Below are 20,367 nucleotides of genomic sequence, written 5' to 3' on the forward strand. Positions count from 1 at the left end.
CCCCCTATTCCCTTGGGTTTCAGGATTGACCCTGATTCGTGCTCAGCTTCCCGTCAAGCAGCCACGTTAAGAAATTGCCAATCGGCGGCAAAGCGTGGCAGTTTTACCACGTTTTCGGTGCGTCTGGGTAACAATCCAAAACCGGACCCAGCGCTTCGCGCAACGGATCGAGTTGCGCTGCAAACGGCTTCCAGGCCTCGGTACCGTCGCGGAAGATCGGCTGACGGACCTGCTCCGAACTTGGCGTGCGAACCGCGCGTTCGGTCTTGTGGAAGGCGAGGCAAGCCTCTTCGAATTCGACCCCGCAGAAATCGAGCAACTTGCGGACCTCAGTCTCGGTATCGTCGACCATCCGTTCATAGATCACGCGGTGGACCTTGCCGGGCTGGACCCGTTCAAAATGGTCCATCAACCGCACATAATCGCGGTAATACCGGCCCATGTCGCTGAGCGAATAGGAAAAGGCCTGGCCCTTGGCGAAGTGCTGCTTGAAGTTCGAAAAGCAGCAGCCGAGCGGATGGCGCCGCGCATCGATAATCTTCGCATGGGGCAGGATCAGGCGGATATAGGCGACGTGCATCCAGTTGTTGGGCAGCTTGTCGATGAAGAACGGGCGCTCGCTCTTGCGCTGGATCCGGCTGCGACGCAGGAATTCCTCGCCTTGCCGGACCAGTTGCTCGCCCGTCAGGCGCGGCAAGTTGAGCGGGTAGTCCGCCGCTCGCCTCGCCAGCGCCGGAATATCCGGCAGCTCGGTCGTGCCCTCGATCAGGCTGTGGCTCGAAAGGATCTGTTCGACCAGCGTCGATCCGGCGCGCGGCATGCCGAGCACGAAGATCGGGTCGCTGGCATCGCTGCCCTGCCCCGCCGCGCTGGCGAACAGATCGGGCGTGCAGACTTCGATTATCTGGTCGACCAGCCGCTCGGTCTCGTCCGCGTCATAGTCGAGGTCTGTCCGGCGCAGCGCGTTGGCGGCGGCATAGTGGCTGAATGCAGCCGCGGGCTCGGCGCGATCTTCGTAAGCCTTGCCCAGCGCGAAATCGAGGTGGAAGCGGTCTTCCTTGGCCAGGTCCGTTCCTGCCAGCGCCGCTTCCATCGCGGCGAGATCGGCATCGCTGAACTTCACGGTCTTGAGGTTGGCCAGGCTCCACCAGACTTCGCCCAGGCTCGGCATCAGGTCGATCGCCTTGCGATAGGCCGCGATCCCTTCATCGAGCCGACCAACCGTCTTGAGCATGTGGCCAAAGCTCATCCATACCCTCGGCTGGTTCGGGGTCTTGGCCAGGACCTGCTCGTATAGCACGATCGCTTCTTCGAAATCGCCGATCCGGCCGAATGCGGCGGCCTTCAAGTTGGCGTGACCGGGGTTCTCGGGCTCTTCGGCCAGCACCTGATCCAGCTCGGCGATCGCGTCAGTCGCGCGGTTCTGGCGGTAAAGCACCAGGGCCAGATTGGCCCGCGCCGCAGTGAAGCCGGGCGAGAGTTCCAGCGCACGGCGCAGCAGGTTTTCGGAATCGCGGTAACGCCCGATCCGCCCGGCGACTTCCGCCAGCATGCGGATTGCGGCGACTTCGAACGGATCGTCCTTGAGCAGGCCGCGCAGCAGGAATTCGGCCCGCGGAATGTCATTCGCATTCATGGCCAGGGCCGCCTCGATCAGGCGCGGCGGGTATTGGCCAAGGCGGGATAGCCAGCTCTGGTTGGTAAGCTTGTTCATCGTGCCCGCAAGAAACATGGTGACGCGGCGCAATCAAGCGATAGGTTGCCCCTGGAAGGGGAAAACATGAACCGCAAGCTCGGGTACTGGGCGCTCCTCGCGCTGGTGATCGGCAACATGGTCGGCTCGGGAATCTACGTCCTGCCGGCGCAGCTTGCCCCGCTGGGCTGGAACCAGTTCGCTGGCTGGGGGATTACGGTGATCGGTGCCCTGGCCTTGGCGCAGGTGTTCTCCGCGCTCGGTGCCAGACTGCCGTTAGCAGGCGGACCCTATGCTTTCGCCACCGCTGCCTTCGGACCGTTGGCAGGATTTACCACGGCCTGGGCCTATTGGGTGATGAGCTGGGTCGGCAATGCCGCCGTGGCGGTCGCCGTGGTCAGCGCGTTGGCGCTGATTTTCCCCGCGATCGGTTCGACCCAAGGCGTGCCTGCCGTTCTGGCGGTGGCCTGTGTCTGGGTAGTAACTCTGGTCAACATTCGCGGTGTCCGGGCTGCGGGGCGGCTGCAGGAAGTGACCGTCGTGCTCAAGCTTCTGCCGCTGCTCGCGCTGATCGCGATCGCGCTATGGCTGTGGTTGACTGGCGGCAAACGCGCGCCCAATCCGCAAGTCCCTTTTACCGGCGACAAAGTAGCAATTGCCGCCGGTCTGACCTTTTGGGGCTTTCTTGGGCTGGAAGCAGCCACCGTGCCGGCCGACAAGGTTGAGAACGCCGCCCGCAACATTCCCCGCGCCACCATGATCGGGGTGGCCCTGACCGGGCTGATCTACATCGGGATCTCGGGCGCCTTCGCGTTGTTCATGCCGATCGCTGATGCCGCCGCTTCGCCTGCTCCCATTGCCAGCTTTCTGGGCCGCTATCTGGGCAGCGACGTGGCGATGGTGGTCGCCCTGTTCGCAGCGATCAGCGCCTTCGGCACGCTTAACGGCTGGGTCCTGGTCCAGGCCGAAATGCCGTGGGCGATGGCCAAGGGCGGAGTCTTTCCGCAGTGGTTCGCAGTCGAAGGGCGGCACGGTACTCCGGTCCGCTCGCATCTGGTTTCCAGCGGTCTGCTTACCGCGATAACCCTGATGAACTATTCCAAAGGCCTGACCGAACTATTCGCTTTCATTGCTTCGGTCAGCCTTGCTGCCGGTCTGGTCGCCTACCTGTTCGCCGCACTATCTGCACTGCGATTGATGCGAGACCAGGCGCTGACTGTCATCGCGGCGCTGATCGCGGTCGCCTTCTTCGTCTGGGCTGAATACGGACTCGGCCTTGAAGCGATGGTCTATGCAGGGCTGCTGATCGTTGCCGGCCTTCCGGTCTACTGGCTCGTCAACTCCGCAAGATCTTCCGGATGAACGGCCGATCTGCCAGGATCGCATGCGCTGCATTATGCCCCGGCGCGCCGGTCACGCCGCCGCCGGGATGCGTCCCCGCGCCGCACATGTAGAGGCCTTTGATGGGCCCACGATAGTCGCCGTGGCCCAGCACCGGACGTGCGGCCCAGAGCTGGTCGATCCCCATGGTCCCGTGCATGATGTCCCCGCCGATCAGCCCGAACTTGCGTTCCAGGTCCCAGGGCGAGTGGATCTGCGTTGCGATCACGCTCTTCTTGAAGTTGGGCGCATGATCATTGACGGTATCGATGATCAGGTCAGCCACCTTGTCGCGGTTGGCATCCCAATCGAGGGTCGGATCGAACTGCTGGCAGAACAATGAAGCGACGTGCTGACCCGGAGGGGCCAGGCTGTCATCCACCGTTGAGGGGATCTTGATCTCGACGATCGGCTTCTTTGACCAGCCGTGCTGCTGGGCATCGATGAAGGCCTGGTCCATGTAATCCATGCCCGGCGCGATGATGATCCCGGCGGTGTGGTGCTCGGCCTTGTCCTTGCCCGGCAGGACCGAGAAAGAGGGCAGTTCCGACAGCGCGACGTTCATCCGGAACGTGCCCGAGCAGGTCTTGAAGCCCTTGATCCGGCGCTTGAAATCGTCGTCGAGATCGCTTTCGTCGACCAGCTGGCGATAGAGCAGCGCCGGCCCAGCGTTCGAGGCGACAATGCTCGCGGCGATCTCCTCGCCGCCTTCCAGCTGCACGCCCTTCACCTTGCCGCCATCGACCAGCACTTTGGCGACCGGAGCCTCAAGGCTGATCTCGACCCCGGCGTCCTCGCAGGCGCGAGCCATCGCCTGGGTGATCGCGCCCATGCCGCCGACTGAATGCCCCCAGGCTCCCAACTTGCCGTTCACTTCGCCGAACACGTGGTGCAGCAGGACATAGGCCGAACCGGGGGTGGAAACCCCGGCATAGTTGCCGACTACCGCGTCGAAGGCGAAGGCCGACTGGATATAGTCGTGCTCGTACCAGCCATCGAGGAACTGGCGGGCCGACTTGGTGAAAATATCCAGCAGGTCGCGCTGAACCGAAATGTCGAGGTTGGCCATCGGCCAGCCCTGCTTGGCCGCAGAGACCAGCGAAGCGAGGCCGCCGCCGACATTGGGCGGGATCTGCAAGGAGAGGTCACGCAAGACATTGGCGACCTTTTCCAATGCGGCGTCATACTTCGGGTAAGCTTCGGCGTCCTTCTGGGAGAACCGAGCGAATTCCGCCTCGGTCCGGCCAGCGCCGCCGCCCAGCTTCACATAGTCGTTTTCGAACGGGAAGAAGTTGCTGATCGTCCGCTCGATCACGCGGTAGCCGTAATCGTGCAGCTTCATGTCCGCGATCACCTTGGGACGCAGCAGGCTGACCGTGTAGCTGGCGGTTGAATTGCGGAAGCCGGGATGGAATTCCTCGGTCACCGCGGCGCCACCGACAATGTGCCGCCGCTCCAGCACCCGCACCCGCATCCCCGCCTTGGCGAGATAGAAGGCGCAGGTCAGGCCGTTGTGGCCACCGCCGATGATGAGGGCGTCATAGGTCTTGGTCATGCGAAACTCCCCAACGGTGGACTGACCCACCCCTAACCCCTCCCGCCTGCGGGAGGGGGACTGTCACTGATTCTGGCGCAACCTTGCTCCCCTCCCGCAGGCGGGAGGGGTTGGGGGTGGGCCGGTTAGGTCTTGCTCCACCCCGCCATGGGCGGAAACGGCTGCCGGGCCTCCGGAATGATCGCCCGGATCTTCTTCGCGAAGCTGCGCAGGCAGACCTCGCTCGTGCCGATCGGGCCATTGCCATAGGTCTTGCTCTGCATCCCCTGCTGGACGCGGGTGATCAGCCAGGTATCCTCGGCATTGACGTTGCGGTTGATCCGCCAGTTCGCATAACGGACCAGCTTCATCTCGCGTCGGTCGTCCGGCAGGCAATAGGCCACTTCGCGCAGCAGGCATTCGGTCGGGCTGACCGGCAGCCACTGCATGAAGTCGATCTGATCGGCGTAGATGTCGAAGGCCATGTTCGGCCACAGCTTGTAATAGAGCCACAGCCCGTGGGCCTCGTCGGACAGGTGATCGACCTTGGGCATATAGGCCCCGTAGAACTTCTCCCAGAAGTTCTGCTTGTCGTTCTTCACCACATCACCCTTGAGCCGGTCGGCCCAGCCATGCGCCTCGATCCGGTAGGTCTTGCCGACCAGCCGGGTCAGCCCGTCATGCGCCACCGGAATGTGCAGGTTGTCGGAATAGTTGTCGCCCACGTTCTTCCAGTTGACCCCGCGCGGGCGGTGGCGGACATCGCCCATCGGCTGCATGTCCTCGAACCGGTACTGCGCGACTTCGGCTTCGAACGGAGCCATCATTTCGCCGACCGAGGGGAAACCCGCGTCCTCCAGCCGGACGAAGACGAAGCCGTGCCACACTTCGAGCGCGACGGGGACGAGTCCGTTCTCTTCCAGCTTGAGCGCCGGATATTCGGACTTCATCGGCACCCCGGAAAGGCGCCCGTCGGTTTCAAAGGTCCAGGCGTGGTAGGGGCAGACCAGCTTCTTCGTGCAACCCGAAGGACCCTCTACCAGTCGCATCGCGCGGTGGCGGCAGACGTTGGTGAAGGCGCGGATCTGACCGTCATCGCCGCGGATTACGATGATACTCTCACCCAGATAGTCGAGCGTGCGATAGTCGCCGGGACTGGCGACCTCGCTGATGTGGCAGACGATCTGCCACGATGGACGGAAGATCCGCTCCATTTCCAGATCGAAGAATTCGCGGTCGTGATAGATCCAGCCCGGCAGGCTGAAATCGGCATCGGGATCGACATCCTCACCGGCGATTTCCGCAAAGGCATGATCGAGCTTGGTCATAGGTCCCCAGCGAATCCTTGATCGAATTGTTGAACGATCGTATAACAAGCGCAATGACATCGCAACCTGCTTTCCGAAGGGCCGAACCCGACGAACGCCGCGCCAGCCTGATCGAGGCTTGCGCGCGGGTGCTGGCGCGCGAGGGCGCGGCCGGGGCCAGCGTGCGGGCAATTGCAGTGGAGGCCGGGGTCTCGCCGGGGCTGATCGGGCACTATTTCGGCGGGGTCGATGCGCTGATCGCCGCGACCTATGCCCATGTCGAAGCGCGGGTGGCCGATGCGCTGGACCAGGCGGTCAGCGCGGCGGGAGACGATCCCCGGGCCCGGCTGGACGCCTATGTCAGCGCCAGCCTGCTTCCGCCGATTGCCGATAGCGAACTGCTCTCAACCTGGATCGCGTTCTGGAGCCTGGTCCGTGCCCGGCCTGAGATCGCCGGTCTGCATGACGAACAGTACGGCCGGTTCCGCGCCGGGCTCGAGGCTCTGTTGAGTGCAAGCGGCGTGCCCGCCGAGAACCTGCGCCGCATCGCGATCGCGGTCACCGCTCTGGTCGACGGACTGTGGCTGGAACTGTGCCTTTCGCCCCGGACTTTCGCCGAGGGCGAGGCCGCCGCGATCGCCCGCAGCGGCCTTGCCGCGCTTATTTCGACAGTTCGGTGAACAGGATCAGGAAGTAGTTGACCCCCGGCTTGATGTTCGACAGCCGGACCCGCTCGTTAAGGCCGTGCGCGAAGTCTTCCGAATCCTTGCTGAAGGTCGGGCTGGCGCCATAGCTCGGCACACCCAGCGCGCGGTACCACATCGAATCCGATGCGCCCGAAGCCTGGCTGGGAAACACCGGCACGCCGGGATAGACCAGCTTCATCGCCTTTTCGACTGCACCGCCGAAATCGGCCCGCATCGGCGAGGCCGGCGACGAGATCGAATCTTCGCCGCTGATCGCGGTGACCTTGACCTCGGGCATGCCGATCACCCGTTCCAGTTCCGCGCGGATTTCTTCGCGGCTGTGTCCGGGGAAGACGCGGCAGTTGACGTTGGCGGTAACGCGCTGCGGCAAAGCGTTCTGGGCGTGGCCGCCGTGGATCATGGTCGGAACGCAGGTGGTGCCGATCTTGCCGACATAGGTCGGACTGGCGCGCAGGGTGGCCGTCGCTGCCTCGTCGTTCGGATTGGCGGCAAAGGCACGCATCGCCGCCGCCAGCCGGGCATCGCCCTCGAACTGTGCCGCCTTTTCGAAATAGGCCTTGGTCAGCGGGCTCAGTTCGGGCTTGAAGTGATAAGCGCCGACCTTGCTCAGGGCCGCCGAAAGCTGGACGATGGCATTCTCGGGCCGTGGGGCTGAGCTGTGCCCGCCGGGGTTGGTCACCTCAAGCTGGTAGTCGTCATAGGTCTTCTCGGCACCCTGCCAGGTCCAGTAAAGCGGCTTGCCGCTCGCCTCGTCATAGGTGCCGCCGCCGCCGTCGATGTTAATCACCATTTCGGCATGCTTGAGCCGCTCGGCGATAATCCGGCCGGTCTTCATCGTGGTTTCTTCGTCGCCCGAGAACTGCAGGATGATGGTCCGCTTGGGCCGATAGCCCTGGCGGCGCAGCTCGATCAGGCTGGCGGTGGCCAGCGCCGCGTCGAACTTCATGTCGCTGGCCCCGCGGCCGTAGAGAATCCCGTCCTCGACCACCGGGGTGAAGGGATCGCGGGTCCAGTCCTTGGGGTCGGCCTCGACCACGTCCATGTGGCCGGAAATGACCAGCGGCTTGAGGCTGGGATCGCTGCCCGGCCAGGTCGCGATCATGTAGGCGGTGTCCTCCATCGCCGCGATCTCTACCTCACCGGCCTGCCAGCCGCCCGCAACCAGCGCATCCTTGACCACGCCCAGCGCCTTGTCGGTCTGGTTTCCGGGGCCGCGCACCGAACGGATCGCGATCATCCGCTTGGCCAGATCGAGGGTCTGCGTCTCTGCCTCGGGATGGCTGGCCAGCTTGAGCAGGCCGCCAGACCGGGCGGAAAGCTGCGGACCGGCCAGCAGGGCAAGAGCGGAAACGGCAAGGACAAGGGCAGTACGACGCATCGGGCGAATCTCCTTCGGACCTTCCTCTAGCCCATCCCCAGCGGAAAACGAGTCAGACAAGGCTAGCGAGATCTTAACCTTGTTCCGGTTAGTTCGCAGGGTTTGAAATCCCTGGGGGCGCACAGGAATGGTCAGCAAACAGGCAGCTCTGCGGGCCGCCGTTCCTGTGGAATTGCAGGACTGGGTCGATAATCGGCTGATCAGTGCGCACGTCCGCATTGTCCGCGCGCTTGCGCTGGGCACGATTTTCAACGCCGCAGCGATCATCCTGGGCCTGCTGGGGCAGCTGCCCGGCGGGCTGCTGGCGCTGTTCGGCAGTTCGACCGTCGCCGCCTGTCTGCACCGTCTGTGGCTCGCCGAAGGGATCGAGCGCGGCCGCCGCCGCCGCAATACCGTAAAGATCCTGCGCGCCTTCTGGCTCAATTCATTGTGGCTCGGCCTGACGATCGGGGTGGCGATGGGACACTGGTTCCCGATGCTTTCGCCCAGTGGTCAGGTGCTGCTGGCAACGGGCGGGATCGTGCAGATAGCCGCCGCAGCCTACATGGTGCGTACTCTTGTCGGCAGCGCGACCATCTATATCGCGCTTCAGGCGGCTGGTCTGTCGGTCGGACTGCTGCGGATTGGCGATTTCGGAGCCTTTGCTACAACCGCGATCCTGCTGGTCGCCAGTGGCCTGCTAATCCGCATGACCCATACCGCGCGCGACCTGTTCGTTACCCGCATTCTGTCTGACCGCGAGCTCGCTGCGAGCAGCCGCACGGTCAAGCTGCTGCTCAACGAGTACGAGGAAAACGGCTCTGACTGGCTGTTCGAGCTTGATCGCAACGGCAGGCTGACCGGCGTCAGCAAGCGCTTTGCAGAAGCTGCCGGCGGCACTGTTACCGCGCTGGAAGGATTAAGCTTCGTCTCGCTGTTCACCCCCGACGGTTCGCGCAGTGCACTGGCCGAGGCTATTACCGACCGGCGTCCGCTGCGCTCGATGGTGGTTTCGATCGATGGGCTGGGCAATGGCGCAACGCGGTGGTGGTCGATCAGCGGCAGGCCTTGCCGGGCTGGCGAGAACTCGGCCTATCGCGGGGTGATTTCCGACATCACCGACCGCCGCCTGGCCGAGGACCGGGTTCAGCGCATGGCGCACTTCGACGCGCTGACCGGCCTGCCCAATCGCGCGCTGTTTGACAAATCGCTGACCAACCTGCTTCAGACCCGCCGTCCCGAAGAACATGTCGCGCTGCTGCTGTTCGATGTCGATCACTTCAAGTCGATCAACGACATGCACGGCCACCCGCTGGGCGATGCCTTCCTGCGCCGGATCGGCGACAAGACCGCCAGCCTGATCGAGGCCAGCGGCCTCGGGGGCAGCCAGCCATTGCTCGCGCGGCTTGGCGGTGATGAATTCGCCGTGGTCGTCTGCGGCGCCGATGCCTGTGACCATGCCGTCCGGCTGGCCGAGCTGCTGCTGGTCGGGCTGGCCGAACCGGTCGAGGTGGATGGGCACGAACTGCACAGCGGCGTCAGTATCGGCATCGCGCTCGCCCCGTTCCATTCGGAAACGAAGGAGCAGCTGCAATCCTACGCCGATATCGCGCTCAATGCCGCCAAGGCCAATGGCCGCGGAGATTGGGAGATGTTCGAGCCCGGGATGGATGCCCAGTTGCACGAACGGCACAGCCTGGCGCGCGACCTGCGCCATGCAGTAGGGCGCGGTGAACTGCGTCTGTTCATCCAGCCGTTGGTCGATGTCGCCAGCGAAACGATGACCGGTTACGAAGCCTTGCTGCGCTGGCAGCATCCCGAACGCGGGATGATCGCGCCCGACAACTTCATCCCGATCGCCGAGGAAACCGGGCTGATCGTGCCGATTGGCGAATGGGTAGTCCGCAGCGCGCTGGCCGAAGCCGCGCAGTGGAGCGGCAACGAGACCATCGCGATCAACCTTTCGCCGGTCCAGATCGAGAGCCCCGGCCTTATGCCGATGGTGATCAACGCCCTGGCCGAAAGCGGGATCGATCCGGCCCGGGTTGAATTCGAAATTACCGAGGGCGTGCTGCTCAGCAATTCGGAAGCCAATCTCGAAGTGCTGAAGCGCCTGCAATCGCTCGGCGTGAAGATCGCGCTCGACGATTTCGGGACCGGCTATGCCTCGCTCAACTATCTGCTGACCTTCCCGTTCGACAAGATCAAGATCGACCGCCGGTTCATTTCCGAACTGGCCACCCGCGAGGAATCGCGGGCGATCGTCAGCGCGGTGATCGCGCTCGCCAACCAGCTTGGCATGTGCACCCTGGCCGAAGGGGTGGAAGAACGCGTGCAGCTTGACCAGCTGCGCGAGGACGGCTGCCGGATGGTTCAGGGCTGGCTGTTCGGCAAGGCCCTGCCTAGCGAGGAATATCATCCCCGCCCGGTCCGCCCGGTCCAGCGCGGCCGTCCGGCCCGGGTTGCCGGGGCCCGGACCCGCCACGCCTTACAGACGTATTCACGCGCCAGCGGGGGCTGAGCGATCCTGCCCGGTCTGGCGCCGCCGTCCACCGGCTGCTAACCCGCCGCTTGCTTTCCGCCGCCTGACCGGCGGAGGCAAGAGGATATGCCATGAGCTTTACCGCAGACCGATTGCTGCTGTTCGGCGCGACCGGAGACCTGGCCCAGCGAATGCTGCTGCCTTCGCTGTGCGCACTCCATGCCGATAAACTGGTGGCCGAGGATCTGGAGATCGTTGGCACCGCGCGCCAGCCGCTCGACGATGCCGGCTATCGTAACTTCGCGCGCGAGGCGCTGGAAAAGTTCATGCCGGCCGAACGCCGCGGCGGCATGGCCACTTTCCTCAACCGGCTGCGCTACCAACCGCTCGATGCCAACGACATGGCCGGTTATGAAGCCCTGGCGGCCAAGGTCGGGACCCCCAAGCAGGGGCTGGCGATCTTCCTTTCGACCGCGCCCAGCCTGTTCGAGCCGACCATCGCCGGGCTTTCGCGCGGCGGCCTGACCGGCGAAAATGTTCGCATCGGCCTGGAAAAGCCGCTCGGCACTTGCCTTGAATCGAGCCGCGAGATCAACGACGCGGTGGCGCGAGCTTTCCCGGAGGACCGCACCTTCCGGATCGACCATTACCTGGGCAAGGAAACGGTCCAGAACCTGCTCGCCCTGCGTTTTGCCAACATCCTGTTCGAGCCGCTGTGGAACGCCGCCCATATCGATCACGTCCAGATCACGGTTGCAGAAACAGTCGGACTCGAAGGCCGCGTCGGGTTCTACGACGGCGCCGGCGCACTGCGCGACATGGTCCAGAACCACATGCTGCAACTGCTGGCGTTGGTCGCGATGGAACCTCCGGCCAATTTCGACGCGACCGCGATCCGCGACGAAAAGGTCAAGGTGCTGCGCACCCTGCGCCTGATCGCGCCGGATGAGACCGTGACCGGCCAATACCGCGCCGGGGCGATCGGCGGCCAGCCGGTGCCGGGCTATGATGACGAACTGGGCAAGGACAGCGACACTGAAACTTTCGTCGCGATAAAGGCCCATCTCGATAACTGGCGCTGGAAGGGCGTGCCCTTCTACCTGCGCACCGGCAAGCGCATGCCCGAACGCAAGACCGAAATCGTCGTCCAGTTCCGCCACGTGCCGCACTCGATCTTTGCCGGAAAGGGCGCGCTGACCGTGCCCAACCGGCTGGTGATCGGGATCCAGCCGCAAGAGAACATTACCCTCTCGCTGATGGCCAAGGTCCCCGGGCTTGACCGCGAGGGAATCCGCCTGCGCGAGGTCCCCCTCGATATCGCCATGGCCGATGCCTTTGCCGGGCCGATGAAGCGGATCGCCTATGAGCGGCTGCTGCTCGACCTGATTGAAGGCGACCAGACCCTGTTCGTTCGCCGCGACGAGGTGGAAGCGCAGTGGGACTGGATCGACGGCATCCGCGCCAGCTGGGCAACGCATGGGCTGCGGCCGAAGAACTATACCGCCGGCACCTGGGGACCCAGCGCCGCGATTGCCCTGACCGAACGCGATGGGGTTCACTGGCATGAGTAAGCTTCACCCTACCATCGAGCGCGTCACCCAGCGGATTATCGACAAGTCGAAGGACAGCCGCCGCCGCTATCTCGAGCTGATGGACGCCGAGGCGGAGCGGTTCCCCAACCGCAACGCGCTGTCCTGCTCCAACCTGGCCCATGGCTTTGCCGCCGCGCTGGAAGACAAGGGCGCGATCAAGAGCGGACGCGGGGCCAACCTGGCGATCGTCACCGCCTACAACGACATGCTTTCGGCGCATCAGCCCTATGCCCGCTATCCCGAAGCAATGAAGATCTATGCCCGCGAAGTCGGCGCCACCGCGCAGGTCGCGGGCGGCACGCCGGCGATGTGCGACGGGGTTACCCAGGGCCAGGACGGGATGGAGCTGAGCCTGTTCAGCCGTGACGTGATCGCGCTGTCCACCGCCGTCGCGATGAGCCACGCGATGTTCGACGGCATGGCGCTGCTGGGGATCTGCGACAAGATCGTCCCCGGCCTGGTGGTCGGCGCGCTGCGGTTCGGCTATCTGCCGGCGATTTTCGTGCCTTCCGGGCCGATGCCCTCAGGGCTCGCCAACAAGGAAAAGCAGAAGGTCCGCCAGCTCTATGCTGAGGGCAAGGCCACCCGCGCCGACCTGCTGGAAAGCGAAAGCGCCAGCTATCACTCGCCCGGTACCTGCACCTTCTATGGTACCGCCAATTCGAACCAGATGATGATGGAGCTGATGGGGCTGCATGTGCCCGGCGCGGCCTTCGTCCCGCCGAACACGCCGCTCCGTTCCGCCCTGACCCGCAAGGCCGTGCACCGTTTGGCCGAGATCGGCCGCGAAGGCGGCGACTATCGTCCGATGGCGCGGGTGGTCGATGAGAAGGCGATCGTCAACGCCGCGGTAGGCCTGCTCGCCACCGGCGGTTCGACCAACCATGCGATCCATATCCCCGCCATGGCCCGGGCGGCCGGGATCAAGCTGGACTGGCGGGACCTCGACGAGCTCAGCGCGGCGGTGCCGCTGATCGCCCGGGTCTATCCCAACGGCGCGGCCGACGTGAACCATTTCCATGCCGCCGGCGGGATGGGCTATGTAATCCGCGAATTGCTGGATGCCGGCCTCGCCCATGGCGATGTGCTGACCGTGGCCGAGCGCGGCATGGCCGCTTATGCCGAGGAGCCGATGCTGGATGGCGAGGCGCTGGCCTGGCGTCCGGCCCCGGCCGCCAGCCTCGACGCTACGATCCTCGCCCCTGTCGCCGCCCCGTTTCACCCCGACGGCGGCATGCGGCTGGTTGAGGGCAACCTGGGCCGCGGAACTTTCAAGACCAGCGCGGTCGAGCCTTCGCGTTACACGATCGAGGCCCCGGCCCGCGTGTTCGACAGCCAGGAAGCGGTCCAGGCCGCGTTCAAGGCCGGTGAGTTGAACCGCGACGTGATTGTGGTCGTGCGCTTCCAGGGGCCGCGCGCCAACGGCATGCCCGAGCTGCACAAGCTGACCCCGCCGCTGGGGGTCCTGCAGGACAAGGGCTTCAAGGTTGCGTTGGTCACCGATGGCCGGATGAGCGGGGCCAGCGGCAAGGTCCCCGCCGCGATCCACGTCACCCCGGAGGCGCTGGGCGGCGGTCCGCTGGCCATGGTGCAGGATGGCGACGTGATCCGGCTCTGCGCCGAGAGCGGCAGCCTTGAAGTGCTGGCCGATCTTTCAGGCCGCAGCGCCGCGAGCCGGACCGAAGGCATGCAGGGCATGGGCCGCGAGCTGTTCGCCTTCATGCGCCACCACGCTGACGGGGCGGAGCAAGGCGGGTCGGCGATGCTGGCGGAGGCGGGGCTGTGAGCACGCGCCTCGTCACCGTCGATATCGGCGGGACCCATGCCCGTTTTGCCCTGGCCGAAGTGGCCGACGATGGCGCAGTCACGCTGGGCGAGCCGGCGACACTCCACACCAAGGATCACGCCAGCTTCCAGACCGCGTGGGAGGACTTCGCGCGGATGCAAGGCGGCACCCTGCCCGCCGCGGTATCGATCGCGATCGCCGGCCCGGTTGGCGGTGAGGTGATCCGCTTCACCAACAACCCATGGGTGATCCGCCCGGCGCTGATCCCGGAAAAGCTGGGCGCGCAGCGCTATACGGTGATAAACGATTTCGGCGCGGTTGGCCATGCGGTCGCCTGCGCCGGGGACGAGCATTTCGTCCACCTGGCCGGACCCGACACGGCGCTGCCAGCCGAAGGGACACTCTCGATTGTCGGCCCCGGGACCGGGCTGGGCGTTGCTCACGTCTGGCGCGACGGGCACGGGCATTACCGGGTCCAGGCGACCGAAGGCGGGCATGTCGACTATGCTCCGCTCGACACCATCGAAGATGCGATCCTGGCCCGGCTACGCCAGCGCTATCGCCGGGTATCGGCCGAGCGGGTCGTCTCGGGTCCGGGACTGGTCGATATCTACGAAGCGCTCGCCCAGCTGGAAGGCCGCGCGATCCAGCCGCTCGACGACCGGACGCTGTGGCAACTGGGGACCAGCGGGGAAGACAGTCTGGCTGCTGCCGCGGTCGACCGGTTCTGCCTCTCGCTCGGCTCTTTCGCCGGAGACATTGCTCTGGCTCAGGGTGCCAGCGGCGTGGTGATCGCCGGAGGCCTCGGCCTGCGGATCAAGGACACCTTGCTGCGCTCGGGCTTTGCCAACCGCTTTACCGCCAAGGGCCGGTTTGCCGAACTGATGGCCGGTCTTCCGGTCAAGCTGATCACCCATCCCCAGCCCGGCCTGTTTGGCGCGGCTGCCGCCTTTGCCAAGGAACACCTGTCATGAGCCCGATCGAGACCCTGATGCGCAAGGCGCCGGTCATTCCGGTACTGGTGATCGAAGATGTCGCCCATGCCGCGCCGATCGCCGAAGCCCTGGTCAAGGGCGGCCTTCCCGTTCTGGAAGTAACCCTGCGCACCGCCTCCGCGCTCGAGGTGATCCGCGAGATGAAGCAGGTGCCCGGCGCGATCGTCGGCGCGGGGACCGTGCTCAACGAATTCGCGCTCGAAGACGCGCTTGAGGCCGGCAGCGAGTTCATCGTCTCGCCGGGCCTGACCGAGAGCCTCGCCAAGGCGGCGATTGCCTCGGGCACCGCTTTCCTGCCCGGCACCGCCACCTCGTCCGACATCATGCGCGGGCTTGATCTGGGGCTGGACCGATTCAAATTCTTCCCGGCCGAGGCCAATGGCGGGATCCCGGCACTGAAGGCGATCGCCGCGCCGTTCGGCATGGTCAAGTTCTGCCCGACCGGCGGGATAACCGCCGCGACCGCGCCGGACTGGCTGGCGCTCGACGCCGTGCTGTGCTGCGGCGGCTCATGGCTGGTGCAAAAGGGCGCGCCCGATGTCGCGGCGATCGAAGCCGCAGCCCGGGCGGCCTCGGCATTCGGCCAATGACCCTGCTCGGCGAGCTCGACGAGCGGTTGCAGGCGCTCCACGCGCACACCGCCGAGACGCCGCTGTTCAACCCGGTGTTCCAGCTCAGCCTGGAACTGTCGCGGCGGATCGAAAGTGGCGAACTGACGCTCGATCAGGTCGCGGCGCTGGTCGCCGAACTCGATTGCGAGGGGCTGCTGGCCCGCTCTGAGCGGTTGCGGCGGCTGGTCGCCCCGCTTGACCGCCAGGCCAACCACGACCGGCTTGCCGGGCTGGTCGCCAGTGCCGACTTCGATGCTTTTGCCGCCCGCTGGCGGCACCCCGGGGTGCACGTGGTATTTACCGCGCATCCCACCTTCCTGCTCACCGCGCGCCAGTCCGAAGCGGTTGCCGGTGCGGCCAGTTCGGGTGAGATCGGCGCGGCCACAGCCTGCGTCGCCCCGCACCAACGCGATGCCATAACCCTCGATTCCGAGCACCGCGCCGCGATGGACGCCGTCGCCCGCGCCCAGACCGCCCGCGATGCGATGGTCCGCACCCTGCTGGGTCAGGCACGGAAGAACTGGCCTGATCGCTGGCGCAGCCTGAACCCGATGCCGCTGCGCTTCGCCACCTGGGTCGGCTATGACATGGACGGGCGCACCGATATTTCCTGGGCCACCTCGCTGCGCTATCGGCTGGAGGAAAAGGCCGAGCGACTCGGCACTTACGCCCAGAAACTGGCCGATACAGCGCCGGACATAGCCGAGCGCCTGCGTGCTGCCGCAGGCTATGCCGCGACCCAGGCCGAGCGGATCGCCGCGACCGACATTGCCGATCCCGCCGCGCTGTCGGCTATGGCCAACCAGCTGACCGCCGACCATCCGTTCAAACTGACCAGCCTGTCCGCTATCATCACCGAGCTGGAGCACGAGGCTGCCCACGCCGACGACACGGCAGCCGAGACTCTGCTGACCGCCGCCGCCGCGATGCGCGCCGATGGCCTGGGCATGGGCTGGATCCACTTCCGGGTAAATTCCAGCCAGCTCCAGAACGCTATCCGCCGCCGGATCGATCCCGACGGCAAGCTCGATCTCGCCAGCCAGGCCGCGCTGGTCCGCATGCGCGAGCTGCTGGCCGAGGCCAAGCCGCTGCGCTCCAACTTCGCCGCACTGGCGATCGAGAACAGCACCGCAATTCGGCAGTTTCTGGCCATGGCGCAGATCCTGGCGCATATCGATGCCGATGCACCGATCCGGATGCTGGTGGCCGAATGCGAGCAGCCGACGACGGTGCTCGCCGCGCTCTACTTCGCCAAGCTGTTCGGGATCGACGGCAAGGTCGATGTTTCGCCGCTGTTCGAGACCGAGGGTGCACTGGAGCACGGCGGGCGGTTCCTCGACGCACTGCTCAGCGAAGAAGCCTACCGCGATTATGCGCGGGCGCGTGGGCGGGTGTCGATCCAGACCGGTTTTTCGGATGCCGGGCGGTTCGTCGGGCAGATCCCGGCGGCGCTCGCGATCGAACGGCTGCAAGGCCGGCTGAGCGAGGCGATGGCCAGCAACGGGCTGAGCGATGTTGCCGCGCTGATTTTCAACACCCATGGTGAAAGCATGGGACGCGGCGCGCATCCCGGCAGCTTTGCCGATCGGTTGGCCTGGCCGCTTTCCCCCTGGGCGCGGCGGCGGTTCGTTCGCGCCGGCATCCGCCTCGAGCCCGAAGTCAGCTTCCAGGGCGGCGACGGATACCTGTTTTTCGGCACACCCGAACTCGCGCTGGCCACCCTCACCCGCTTCGCCGAAATGCCACCGGGCCATACCGATGCCGAAGCGCCGACCGACCCCTTCTATCGCCGCACCGACCTAAGCCTCGATTTCTACCGCGCGATCCGGCGCTTTCAGGCCGCGCAGCTGACCAGCCGGACCTATCCGCGCGCGGTCACCGCCTTCGGGCTCGGCCTGCTCAATGACACCGGCAGCCGCAAGAGCCGGCGTCAGTCCGACCTCGCCGCTGATCGCGAGATGAGCCTGCGCCAGATCCGCGCGATCCCGCACAATGCGGTGCTTCAGCAGCTGGGCTATCCGGTCAACGTGATCGCCGGGTTCGGCACCGCAGCCGAGGGCAATTACGAGGCGCTGGCGGAACTACTGCGCGACAGTGATCGCGGCCGGCAATTGGTCCGCTTGGTGCGCAGCGCCAATGCACTGGCCAGCATCAAGACCGTCGCCGCCTTTGGCGAGCTGTTCAACTCGGCCTATTGGGCCAGCCGGCCCTATCGCGGCGGCGAAGGCCGGATCGCCGATGCCTGTCTGGCCTTGGCCGAATACCTGACCACCGATGACCGCACCGGGGTGTTCCGCCGGATGGCCAGCCGCCTGCGCGTCGATGCGCTCAAACTGCACCGCCTGCTCGCGCTGATCCCCGACGAGGCTCCGGCGCAGGACCGTGAGCATACCCGCCGGCTGCTCGGCGTGCTCCAGGCACTGCGGCTGGCGCTGATGCAGCACATGTTCCTGCGCGCGGTCTCGGTCCCGGCCTTCAGCCGCGCCAACGACATTTCGCGCGAGGACGTGCTGGAGATGGTCTTCACCCTGCGGGTCGACGAGGCTCTGGCCCAGCTGCGCCGCGCCTTTCCGGCCAGCGAGCCGCACCTGGGCGATTACAGCGTGGCCGAGCCAAGCGACTATCCGGACGAGGCGGCGGTCGGCTATTCAGCCATCCACCGAGACTTTATCGATCCGATTGCCCAGGCCCAGGCGCTGTCCCTCAGGATCACCACCGCGATCGCCAACCTGTTCGGCGCGCACGGCTAAGTTCTGTTTCCACTGATAGAATCTTCCCTCCCCGACGGGGAGGGGTTGGGGGTGGGGGCTCCCGACCTCGAGGATGAAGTACCCCCATCCCAACCCTTCCCCAGGGGGAAGGGCTTTGTGTTGCTGGGCGCACCGACAGAATTCTAACGCCGCCGCCACTCCGCGATGCGAGGGCCCTGGTCAAGCAGGCTGACCAGCATGTCAGCGATCCGCAGGCCCGCATGGGCCTTCCATGCGCGCCAGGAGGAATGTTCTTGCGGCTGGGGTACTTCGGCACCCTGGCGGAGAGCCTCAAGCACGCGGGTGGTGAATTCGCCGATCAGCGCAGGATCGCGGATTGTCGCAAGATATTCTGCATTGGCACGGTGGCTGACGAAATCGAAGTTGGATGATCCCACGACCAGCGTTCTGCCATCGACCAGCAGCGCCTTGGCGTGGGTCATCATCGGGGTCAGCCGCAGGTCGAGCCCAGATCTGCGGGCCACGCCGAGCAGATAATCGCGGATCACCGGCTTGTTGTTGGGCCGCGGGGTGTAGAGCCGCACCGGTACCCCGCGCGCCGCCACCGCCGCCAAGGCATCGACGAAGGGAAAGGTCGGATAGGCGCTGACAACTTCGATCTCGCTTTGCGCGTTGCCGATCAGCTCCAGCAACGGTTCGAACCCGGCTGCGTTGGCGGTTCCATCCAGGCTGAGCAGGTCGATATCGCTGACCGATGCCGCGTTGCTGCCGACTTCGCCGGCCCAATCGCGCTCAAACTCTCTGGCCAGCCAGTCCGCCACTTCGGAATGCTCGATCCGGACCATCATGTCGTGCCATGCAAAGTTGTGGTCGGAAAAGTTGATCCCGCCGATCCACGCCGCATCGTCGATCACCAGCAGCTTCTTGTGGTTGCGGGTGGCGTAGCGCAGCGGATTGGCGCCGACCGGGTTGGTCAGCCGCAGGCCAATGCCGCTTCTTTCCAGACTGTCGAACATCGCCCAGGTCGCTTCCGCCTCGGCAGAAAGCGCGAGGTCGCGCGAGAATGAGAGGAAGCGGTCATTGATGACGTGGCGGGTATAATCGTCGACCAGCACCCGGCGATCCTGCGCCGGACTGGCCGTGATCGCCGCCGCGACCGCCTGCCCCGCCGCATCGCCTTCGAAGGTCATCGCCTGGATCAGCACGCGGCGGCTGGCCCGGGCCAGATCGGCCTGAGCGCGCGCCAGGAATTCAACCGATCCGACCGCCAGCTCGATGTGTGATGGGTTGCCCCGTGCCATGGCCCGCGCTTGCCAGTCTGCCGCAAGCGAAGCAAGCGACGCTGCGTTAACCTTTGAAAGATAGGCAGTCCCGGCCCGGAACGCGGCTAATCGCTTGCTGGTCTTGACCATCTTGCGGCATTATCGGGCAGGATCGACGCAATCTCTTCGGGACGCAGGTGATGAAGTTCAATTCCAGCTATGCCTTGCTTGGCCTGTTCGGGGCTGCCGTAATCGGCGGCGCGGCGCTGCTGCTGAGCCAGCCGAACGAACGCGCGACCACGCTTTCGCCGCAGGCCGATCCGGCGCTGGTGCCGCAGCCGACCGCCGCGCCCGCCCCGGCCGCTCCGCCCAAGGACGAACGTTTTGTGATCAAGCGGATCCTGCCGATCACCGGCCCGATCAAGTACGGCGAATGGCATTGGGACGACAAGGGCGTCGCCGACGGCCCGATCGTCGTCACCGTCGATCTCGACGCGCGCGTGCTATCGGTGTTCAAGGGTGGTTACGAGATCGGCGCGACGGCCGTTCTGCTCGGCACCAGCGAAAAGCCGACCCCGCTCGGCGAATTTCCGATCAAGTGGAAGAAGGCCGATCACTATTCGAGCACCTATGACGGTGCACCAATGCCCTTCACCCAAAACCTCACCCCCGACGGCGTCGCAATCCATGGAACCAAGGTGGAAAAGGGCTATGCCAGCCACGGCTGCATCGGGGTGCCTGATGGCTTTGACAAGAAGCTGTTCGGAGTGACCAAGGTGGGTGACAAGGTAATCATCACCAAGGGCAAGACCGCGAAGGCGGGGGATAGCTTGATTTGAAGACGGTCCTCCCTGTGAGCAAAGCTCATGGGGAGGGGGACCGCCGCGAAGCGGTGGTGGAGGGGCTTTCCGCCCTTGCGCAATTGCCCCTCCGTCAGCCCCTGCGGGGCT

At 65.3% G+C, this 20,367-nt stretch carries 14 protein-coding genes; 9 read left to right on the forward strand and 5 right to left on the reverse strand.

Features of this window, described 5'->3' with window-relative positions; genetic code table 11:
- Positions 1-103: 103 nt before the first annotated feature.
- Positions 104-1,714, reverse strand: a complete 1,611-nt coding sequence (locus B2V17_RS13205) for a tetratricopeptide repeat-containing sulfotransferase family protein (protein ID WP_292998438.1) — start codon at positions 1,712-1,714, stop codon at positions 104-106.
- A gap of 66 nt (positions 1,715-1,780) precedes the next feature.
- Here B2V17_RS13205 and B2V17_RS13210 point away from each other — a divergent pair, with 66 nt between their 5' ends.
- Complete coding sequence (locus B2V17_RS13210; RefSeq protein ID WP_292998440.1) at positions 1,781-3,055, forward strand: amino acid permease; 1,275 nt, start codon at positions 1,781-1,783, stop codon at positions 3,053-3,055.
- On the opposite strand, the gene B2V17_RS13215 is transcribed toward B2V17_RS13210, so the two are convergent.
- Both B2V17_RS13215 and B2V17_RS13220 read right to left on the reverse strand, forming a co-directional pair.
- Entirely contained in the window at positions 3,030-4,628 is a 1,599-nt protein-coding gene (locus tag B2V17_RS13215; RefSeq protein WP_292998442.1) for a phytoene desaturase family protein, read from the reverse strand. The genes B2V17_RS13210 and B2V17_RS13215 overlap by 26 nt on opposite strands.
- Positions 4,629-4,753: 125 nt before the next feature.
- Positions 4,754-5,935 carry an aromatic ring-hydroxylating oxygenase subunit alpha gene (locus tag B2V17_RS13220; RefSeq protein WP_292998444.1) on the reverse strand — a complete coding sequence of 394 codons (1,182 nt, stop codon included), beginning with the start codon at positions 5,933-5,935 and terminating at the stop codon, positions 4,754-4,756.
- 53 nt (positions 5,936-5,988) lie between these two features.
- On the opposite strand from B2V17_RS13220, the gene B2V17_RS13225 reads away from it, so the two are divergent.
- Complete coding sequence (locus B2V17_RS13225; RefSeq protein WP_292998446.1) at positions 5,989-6,594, forward strand: TetR family transcriptional regulator C-terminal domain-containing protein; 606 nt, start codon at positions 5,989-5,991, stop codon at positions 6,592-6,594.
- Here B2V17_RS13225 and B2V17_RS13230 read toward each other — a convergent pair.
- Complete coding sequence (locus B2V17_RS13230; protein WP_292998448.1) at positions 6,575-7,999, reverse strand: M20/M25/M40 family metallo-hydrolase; 1,425 nt, start codon at positions 7,997-7,999, stop codon at positions 6,575-6,577. The two genes, B2V17_RS13225 and B2V17_RS13230, sit on opposite strands and share 20 nt — an antisense overlap.
- A gap of 127 nt (positions 8,000-8,126) precedes the next feature.
- On the opposite strand from B2V17_RS13230, the gene B2V17_RS13235 reads away from it, so the two are divergent.
- The 6 genes from B2V17_RS13235 to B2V17_RS13260 all read left to right on the forward strand — a co-directional run bounded on the left by B2V17_RS13235 (position 8,127) and on the right by B2V17_RS13260 (position 18,194).
- Positions 8,127-10,499, forward strand: coding sequence for a putative bifunctional diguanylate cyclase/phosphodiesterase (locus B2V17_RS13235; RefSeq protein WP_292998450.1), 2,373 nt, complete (start codon positions 8,127-8,129; stop codon positions 10,497-10,499).
- Positions 10,500-10,591: 92 nt separating this feature from the next.
- Positions 10,592-12,031: a glucose-6-phosphate dehydrogenase gene (gene zwf / locus B2V17_RS13240; RefSeq protein ID WP_292998452.1), complete on the forward strand. Its 1,440-nt coding sequence runs from the start codon at positions 10,592-10,594 to the stop codon at positions 12,029-12,031.
- On the forward strand, positions 12,024-13,838 hold the full coding sequence (gene edd, locus B2V17_RS13245; protein WP_292998454.1) for a phosphogluconate dehydratase: 1,815 nt from the start codon (positions 12,024-12,026) through the stop codon (positions 13,836-13,838). The genes zwf and edd overlap by 8 nt, the downstream gene beginning before the upstream one ends.
- A complete protein-coding gene (gene glk, locus B2V17_RS13250) occupies positions 13,835-14,812 on the forward strand; it encodes a glucokinase (RefSeq protein ID WP_292998456.1) in 978 nt (325 codons plus the stop codon). Before edd ends, glk begins: the two co-directional genes overlap by 4 nt.
- The gene (gene eda, locus B2V17_RS13255) at positions 14,809-15,423 is read left to right on the forward strand and encodes a bifunctional 4-hydroxy-2-oxoglutarate aldolase/2-dehydro-3-deoxy-phosphogluconate aldolase (RefSeq protein WP_292998458.1); all 615 of its coding nucleotides are present in this window, start codon (positions 14,809-14,811) and stop codon (positions 15,421-15,423) included. Before glk ends, eda begins: the two co-directional genes overlap by 4 nt.
- The gene (locus tag B2V17_RS13260) at positions 15,420-18,194 is read left to right on the forward strand and encodes a phosphoenolpyruvate carboxylase (RefSeq protein WP_292998460.1); all 2,775 of its coding nucleotides are present in this window, start codon (positions 15,420-15,422) and stop codon (positions 18,192-18,194) included. Before eda ends, B2V17_RS13260 begins: the two co-directional genes overlap by 4 nt.
- A 143-nt stretch (positions 18,195-18,337) precedes the next feature.
- On the opposite strand, the gene B2V17_RS13265 is transcribed toward B2V17_RS13260, so the two are convergent.
- A complete protein-coding gene (locus B2V17_RS13265) occupies positions 18,338-19,456 on the reverse strand; it encodes a phospholipase D-like domain-containing protein (RefSeq protein ID WP_292998462.1) in 1,119 nt (372 codons plus the stop codon).
- 161 nt (positions 19,457-19,617) lie between these two features.
- On the opposite strand from B2V17_RS13265, the gene B2V17_RS13270 reads away from it, so the two are divergent.
- Entirely contained in the window at positions 19,618-20,256 is a 639-nt protein-coding gene (locus B2V17_RS13270) for a L,D-transpeptidase family protein (protein ID WP_292998464.1), read from the forward strand.
- The last annotated feature ends 111 nt before the right edge of the window (positions 20,257-20,367 follow it).

It is taken from the genome of Novosphingobium sp. UBA6272 (genome assembly GCF_002440635.1).
GTDB lineage: Bacteria > Pseudomonadota > Alphaproteobacteria > Sphingomonadales > Sphingomonadaceae > Novosphingobium.